Annotated in this window: 6 protein-coding genes; 5 read left to right on the forward strand and 1 reads right to left on the reverse strand. The window is 34.2% G+C overall.

The window, feature by feature from the left end:
• Positions 1-196 precede the first annotated feature (196 nt).
• On the reverse strand, positions 197-1,597 hold the full coding sequence (locus tag BN38_RS02175; protein WP_044565273.1) for a radical SAM protein: 1,401 nt from the start codon (positions 1,595-1,597) through the stop codon (positions 197-199).
• Positions 1,598-1,850: 253 nt separating this feature from the next.
• On the opposite strand from BN38_RS02175, the gene BN38_RS02180 reads away from it, so the two are divergent.
• The 5 genes from BN38_RS02180 to BN38_RS02200 are packed head-to-tail and all read left to right on the forward strand — an operon-like array spanning position 1,851 to position 6,228.
• The gene (locus BN38_RS02180; RefSeq protein ID WP_044565275.1) at positions 1,851-2,495 is read left to right on the forward strand and encodes a Crp/Fnr family transcriptional regulator; all 645 of its coding nucleotides are present in this window, start codon (positions 1,851-1,853) and stop codon (positions 2,493-2,495) included.
• Between the two features lie 32 nt (positions 2,496-2,527).
• Positions 2,528-4,000: a hypothetical protein gene (locus BN38_RS02185; protein WP_044565276.1), complete on the forward strand. Its 1,473-nt coding sequence runs from the start codon at positions 2,528-2,530 to the stop codon at positions 3,998-4,000.
• Positions 4,001-4,059: 59 nt separating this feature from the next.
• The gene (locus tag BN38_RS02190) at positions 4,060-4,590 is read left to right on the forward strand and encodes a DUF4367 domain-containing protein (RefSeq protein ID WP_044565277.1); all 531 of its coding nucleotides are present in this window, start codon (positions 4,060-4,062) and stop codon (positions 4,588-4,590) included.
• Positions 4,591-4,650: 60 nt separating this feature from the next.
• On the forward strand, positions 4,651-5,436 hold the full coding sequence (locus BN38_RS02195) for a putative ABC transporter permease (protein WP_044565278.1): 786 nt from the start codon (positions 4,651-4,653) through the stop codon (positions 5,434-5,436).
• Between the two features lie 15 nt (positions 5,437-5,451).
• Positions 5,452-6,228, forward strand: a complete 777-nt coding sequence (locus BN38_RS02200) for a putative ABC transporter permease (RefSeq protein WP_044565280.1) — start codon at positions 5,452-5,454, stop codon at positions 6,226-6,228.
• Positions 6,229-6,461: the final 233 nt, after the last annotated feature.

A 6,461-nucleotide genomic window follows, 5' to 3' on the forward strand; every position in this document is an offset into this window, starting at 1 on the left:
GTCTCCTAAGTTCTTTTAACACTTCTTGAATGTCTTGAGCGCTTTGAGGCTTGTATTCTTCGATTAACATTTTTGCTATCTTACTTCCTCTTGATTCGGGCCTTTTTCTTGGCATAAAAAATCCTCCTGATTAGTTGATTTTACCCTAATCAGGAGGTTTCTATACACAAAATTTTACACAGTCTCATTTTTTATCTTAATTTTTTATTTTTCTTTCTTCTTTTCTTATTTCCCACATATCATCTGCTGTCTTGTTCCATTCTTTTGCATATGGTGCACATTTACCTTCTAGATCTTTTGGGTCTTCTGGAGATATCAAATCAGTAGAGTGTGCATGTGTCTCATTGACCATTTTTGTAAGTTTTCCTGCATTTTCAAGCATTGGACATGGCTTAAACATATTGTCATTAAATGGTTGATTGTCATGGTAGGCCATGAATAGTGGAGCTTGCAAAGCTTCTAGGATGGTATTATCTCTAATATTTGAGTCTGAATAGTGGATAAATACGCAAGGTTCCATATCACCTTGGGAATTGATGTGTAGGTAGTTTTTGCCACCGGCTATACAACCGTTTATAAATTCACCATCGTTTTGGAAATCTATGGCGTATATCTTGTGAGGACTAGATCCAGATCTTATCTCTCTTATTCTCTTTAAAATATATTTTCTTTGATCTGGTGTTGGTAAAAGTGACACATCTGCATCATTGCCAACAGGCATATAGTGGAAAAACCAAGCTAATTTACAGCCATGATCTATCATATTTGATATAAATTCATCTGAAGTAACTTGTAAGTAGTTCTTAGATGTATAGCAAACAGAAACTCCGTAGAGAAGTTTGTGTTTTTTTAGAGTTTCCATAGCATTAATAACCTTGCTATAAACTCCATCTCCTCTTCTAAAGTCAGTAGATTCTTCTGTTCCTTCTACGGATAGGGCAAAGGAAATATTGCCAACCTTTGCAACTTCTTCGCAGAATTCGTCGTCAATTAGTGTGCCGTTTGTAAAGATGTGAAAGGCAGAATCGTTAAATTCATTGGCCAATTTTATAATATCTTTTTTTCTTACTAGAGGTTCTCCACCTGTTAGTAAGAAGAAATAACAGCCCATTTCATTGCCTTGCCTTACGATGCTTTGCATTTCTTCATAAGAAAGATTGTTTTTGTGGCCGTATTCTGCAGCCCAACAACCTGTACAAGCTAGGTTACAAGCTGAGGTTGGGTCAAATAGTATTGTCCAAGGAATATTGCAATTGTATTCTTTTTGTAATTGGTTTCTCTTGGAATTACCCTTATAAACAGCATTGTAGGCTACTGTCATTATAAATTGTTTTAGGACATTGTCGTCAATGTCATTTACTATATCTTCTGCAAATGAAGCCCATTTTGATGATGGGTCAGCAAACTCTCCTCTGATTCTGTCAAGAGCGTGCTTGGCACTATTTTCTTCAGCGTCTTTTGGCATTATATACTTATCCATTATAGCAGTGATATCTTCCATACCACTTACTGGATCTTTTTTTATCTTTTTTAGTGCTATATCAATAGATTTAGAAAAAGCTAGCTTAGTAGTTTTATCTTTTAATGTTGCTTCCATAATTATCACTTAACCCTTTCCTATACTAAAGCTATATTCAATATATTATATAAAATATAACTAATGTAATAAAAAATTTTAAGACAAAAACATCTATAAAGATAGTATATAAGATTGATAATAGAATTTCAAGTATATATTGCATATATTTGCATAAAATTACCAAAAACAAATAACTATTTCCCTTGGCATTTGTTGTAAGTATAATTTGTAAAAATATCATCTATTTTTTATAATAAAGATGAGGTGAATTATGGATTTAAGACAAATTTCGATGTTTAAAAATTTAAATGACCAGGATATAAAGTTAATAGAAGAAAAAAATATCATAGAAGAAAAGACATACCAAAAAGAAGACCACATCTTTAGAGTTGGGGATGTTACAGGAGATGCCTATTATCTTATAGAAGGTAGTATTTTGGTTTATAAAATTGATCCTAATGGCAAGAGATTTATCATAAAAAAGATTCAAAAGCCAGGAGTTTTTGGGGAAGTCTACTCATATCTAAAAGAAGGCTTTGACTTTTCTGCCCAAGCAGAAGTAGCTAGCAAAATACTTATAATCCACGATTTTGAATCTATTTTCTCCTTTGGGTCAAAAGAATTTTTGAAGTCATATATAGATATGCTTTCAAGAAAATGCCTAGAACTATCAAGGACAAACCAAATCACTTCCCAGGCCAGTCTCCGCCAAAAAATAAGCAAGTACTTATTGTTAAATCAAGAAAATTCTATGGTAAAAATAGATTTATCGAGGGAAGAGTGGGCAGATATACTAGCCACTACAAGACCATCTTTGTCTCGTGAACTTTCAAATATGGTCGATGATGGCTTGATAGAGATCAAAGACAAGACAATCAAAATTACAAATCTATCACAAATGGCTGATATCATATAAAAAAGGGTATTAGTGACTATAAGGAGAGTGCTATGGATTTAAGTAAAACATATGAATACGATGATATTAGTAAGTCAGATTTGCAAAAGCGCCTTGCAAGGCTGATGAGAATTTGTGAAAACTTGGAGATTCCTGTCTTAGTCATGGTAGATGGTTTTGAATCTGCAGGTAAGGGTCATGTAATCAATGACCTAAGTGAGGAATTGAACCCTAAGTATTTTGATGTAGAAGTTTTTGAAAAAGACGAAGAATACGACAAAAAGTTTCCTTTTGCAAAGAGATTTTTCACTAATACTCCGAAAAAAGGTCATGTTAAAATATTTGATAGGTCATTTTACTATAAGCTATTTGACGATATAAAAATTAGCGAAAAGGACTTGGAAAAGCAAATCCAATCCTTAGAAAAAATAGAAAGAATGCTCTACGATGATGAGACTATCATTATCAAGTTTTTCTTAAATGTGAGCGAAAAAGAGCAAAAAAATCGAATAGATCAAATGAAGGATAGCAAGCAAAAGAGTTTCTATCTAACTAAGTCTGATATTGAGCAGAATAAAAATTATAAAAAATATAAAAAACACTTTGAAAATGTATTGGAGAAGACAAACTTTGACTTTAGTCCTTGGACTATAATTGATAGCGATGACTTGAAAAAAGCTTCAAAAATTATGCTCTACCAAATGCTTGAGATGCTAACTATTGGTATAGAGCGAGTATCCACACAAAAAATGGACAATAAAAATACTGAAAGATTTATCGAAGATCAAAACTCGATTATTGAAAAATTGGACCTAGATAAGAGCATATCCAAAGAAGAATACAAAGAGAAAAAGGATAAGCTCCAAAAAGAAGTTAGAGATGTGATATTTGAGCTTTATGAAGCGGGAATATCCACAGTTCTTGTCTTTGAAGGGGTGGATGCAGCAGGTAAAGATGGGGCTATAGAAAGACTTGTAAAAAAGGTTGACCCAAGACTATACACAGTCCATGCAATCTCAGCTCCAAGCAAGGAAGAGCTTGACCACCATTATTTGTGGAGATTTTATGATAAACTTCCTGAAGATGGCTATGTGGGAATTTTCTCTAGGTCTTGGTATGGCAGAGTTATGGTAGAAAGAGTGGAAGGATTTGCTACTACCAGACAATGGTCAAGGTCCTACGATGAAATCAAGGAATTCGAAAAAGAGATTTCTAATCACGGAACTTTGGTAATGAAATTTTTTGTGGTTATAGATAAGGATGAACAATACCAAAGATTCATGGATAGGGTTAATAATCCAGACAAAAATTATAAGATAACAGATGAAGATTGGCGCAATCGCAATAAGTGGGGCCAATACATTGAAGCTATGGATGAGATGCTCTACCGCACTGATTTTGACTTTGCACCTTGGATAGTTATCGAGGGCAACGACAAGCCTTATGCAAGGATAAAGGTTATGGAAGAGTTCCTGGATAAAGCAAAGGCACATCTAAAAAAGATTGAGAAGAATAATAACAAATAATTTTTAATTTTCTTAAGTATTGTAGTATAATTAACACTGTAATATTTTAAGGAGATAAAATGAAGAATAAGAGATATTTAAAGCTAGCATTGATTTTGGCTTTAGCAACACCACTAGCTGCTTGTGGCAACAAGGCAAATGAAGAAAAACCAGCTCAAGAGGCAAGTGAAGAAGTAAAAGAAGCTAAGGAAGATGGAGACCTAGCTGTAGAGCCGGATCCAGCAAATGAGATTGACAATAAGGATTCAGGCGAAAAAGGTATCTATGACCTAGAATTTTCATACCTACCAGAAGGTTTTGGCGAAAACTTCAAAGATGAAAAAAATGATTTGCGTACTGTAGAATACGGTGCTCCAAAAAATCCAGCCCAAAAGATTACTGTTCAAATCTCAAATAACGAAGAGAGAATGGCAGGACTTGTAAGTGTTCCAGAAGATGCAGAAGATATCACCATTGGTGAAAACACTGGCAAATACTGGGATGATGGATCATTTAACTACATCTTTATTAAAGATGGCCAAAACGAAATTTACACCAGATCTACTCTCGAAAAAGAGGAAGCAGTGAAAGTTGTTGAAGGTATAAAATAAGTTTTGTAAATGAGCTTCTGAGATATTTTTCTTGGGAGCTTATTTTTATAAGGAAAAATTATGCAATATTACATAAGTTATTTTTTTATTTATGCAATCATTGGATGGATCTTGGAAGTTTCTTTTCATGTAATTAGTCAGGGCAAATTTATTAATAGGGGATTTCTAAACGGTCCATATTGCCCTATATATGGATTTGGAGCTTTGGCTGTTGTTTTAATATTGGGGGATTTGGGCAATTCTAACAAGTTGTACATATTTTTTATGTCGGCGCTTGTAGCTAGTGCCTTAGAATTAATCACAGGCTATATCTTGGAAAAAATCTTCCATAAGAGATGGTGGGACTACAGGTCTAATAAGTTTAACCTTGGTGGTTATATATGTGCTGAGTTTTCCCTAATCTGGGGAGCAGTTTGCTATATCCTCTATGAAGCCATCCATCCAATGCTTAGAAAAGCCCTACATCTTATGCTAATAAAGATAATAATACCTATAAATGTAATAATGGGATTGATCTTTGTAGTTGACTTGATAGCTACAGTTATAACCTTGATGGGCTTAAGTGAGAAGTTCAAGATGATAGAAGACCAATCCAAAGATATCAGAAAAATGTCAGATGAAATTGGTCAAAAAGTTGCTGATAGGACCTTTGAAGCCTTAGACAGGAAAAAGGAACTTGAAAATTCTAAGATAGGCAAAGAATTTGACCAAAGAAGTGCTGAATTTAAAGAGTTTTTTGACAAATTTGGAGAAAAGAGAATCCTGCGTGCTTTCCCTAACCTATCAGAGGATTTGGAAGAGAAATGGAATAGGATTGATATCATCAAAAAGAAGAAGCACAAATGATTTTGAGGTGGTCATATGACTAAAGTTTATATTATATATTTTTTCATCTATGCCATAGTAGGATGGATCTTGGAAGTTTCCTACAATGGAATTAGGGCTGGCAAATACATCAACTGCGGAGTTTTGAATGGTCCTTGGTGCCCAATCTATGGCTTTGCTGCAGTTTCTATAATTTTGCTCTTAAATAAGGTCGAAACCGATAGCAAGATTTTTCTGCTCCTCGCATCTATAGTAATTGCATCAATTATAGAATTAATAACGGGATTTATCTTAGAGAAGATATTTCATAAGAAATGGTGGGACTATTCGGACAAGAAATTTAACATTGGTGGACATATTTGTGCGGAGTATTCCTTACTATGGGGTGCCCTTTGCTTTATCCTCTACGAAGCCATCCACCCAATGATTAGATCTATGGTCTTTGCTATGCCTTACAAGCTAACACTTACTATAAATATTATAGTTGCTATTCTTTTTGCTATAGATACTACAGCAAGCTTCAATACAATTATAGGAATCAACAAGAAATTCAAACAGATCGAAAGATCATCAGAAAAACTTGGAGAGCTTACAAGCGAAATTGGCGAGAAAATTGCTGATAGGGGCATAGAAACAGCAGAGTTAACAAGCGAAAAACGCAAAGAGTTCGACCAAAGAAGTGCCGAATTTAAAGCGATTTTTGAAAAGAAGAGTGAGAGAAGAATACTAAAGGCCTTTCCAAATCTAATCCGTGACTTGGAAGATAAGGGCTATGATATCTCTGAGATAAAAGAAAAAATAAAAGAAAGATAGAATGGGCCGCCTTCCTGGCGGTTTTATTGTTCACTTAAGTGAGTTGAGCGAACGAATGTGAGCGAAACAAAAAACCACCTGCTCTGCAGGTGGAGGAATTAAGCTTTAGCTTCAAGACCAAAAAATTCTCACTTGTAATATAATTGTGATAACCACATGCACAATAAAAACAAGGAGAATAAATTGGACAACAATAGTTTATCACATACAAAATGGAGATGTAAATATCATAT

It is taken from the genome of Anaerococcus provencensis (genome assembly GCF_000312365.2).
Lineage (GTDB): Bacteria > Bacillota > Clostridia > Tissierellales > Peptoniphilaceae > Anaerococcus > Anaerococcus provencensis.

What these genes read in the sequence shown, in the direction of transcription:
- BN38_RS02195 (WP_044565278.1), top strand. Translation starts at nt 4,651, where the DNA reads ATGCAATATTACATAAGTTATTTTTTTATTTATGCAATCATTGGATGG.
- BN38_RS02175 (WP_044565273.1), bottom strand. Translation starts at nt 1,597, where the DNA reads ATGGAAGCAACATTAAAAGATAAAACTACTAAGCTAGCTTTTTCTAAA.
- BN38_RS02200 (WP_044565280.1), top strand. Translation starts at nt 5,452, where the DNA reads ATGACTAAAGTTTATATTATATATTTTTTCATCTATGCCATAGTAGGA.
- BN38_RS02190 (WP_044565277.1), top strand. Translation starts at nt 4,060, where the DNA reads ATGAAGAATAAGAGATATTTAAAGCTAGCATTGATTTTGGCTTTAGCA.
- BN38_RS02185 (WP_044565276.1), top strand. Translation starts at nt 2,528, where the DNA reads ATGGATTTAAGTAAAACATATGAATACGATGATATTAGTAAGTCAGAT.
- BN38_RS02180 (WP_044565275.1), top strand. Translation starts at nt 1,851, where the DNA reads ATGGATTTAAGACAAATTTCGATGTTTAAAAATTTAAATGACCAGGAT.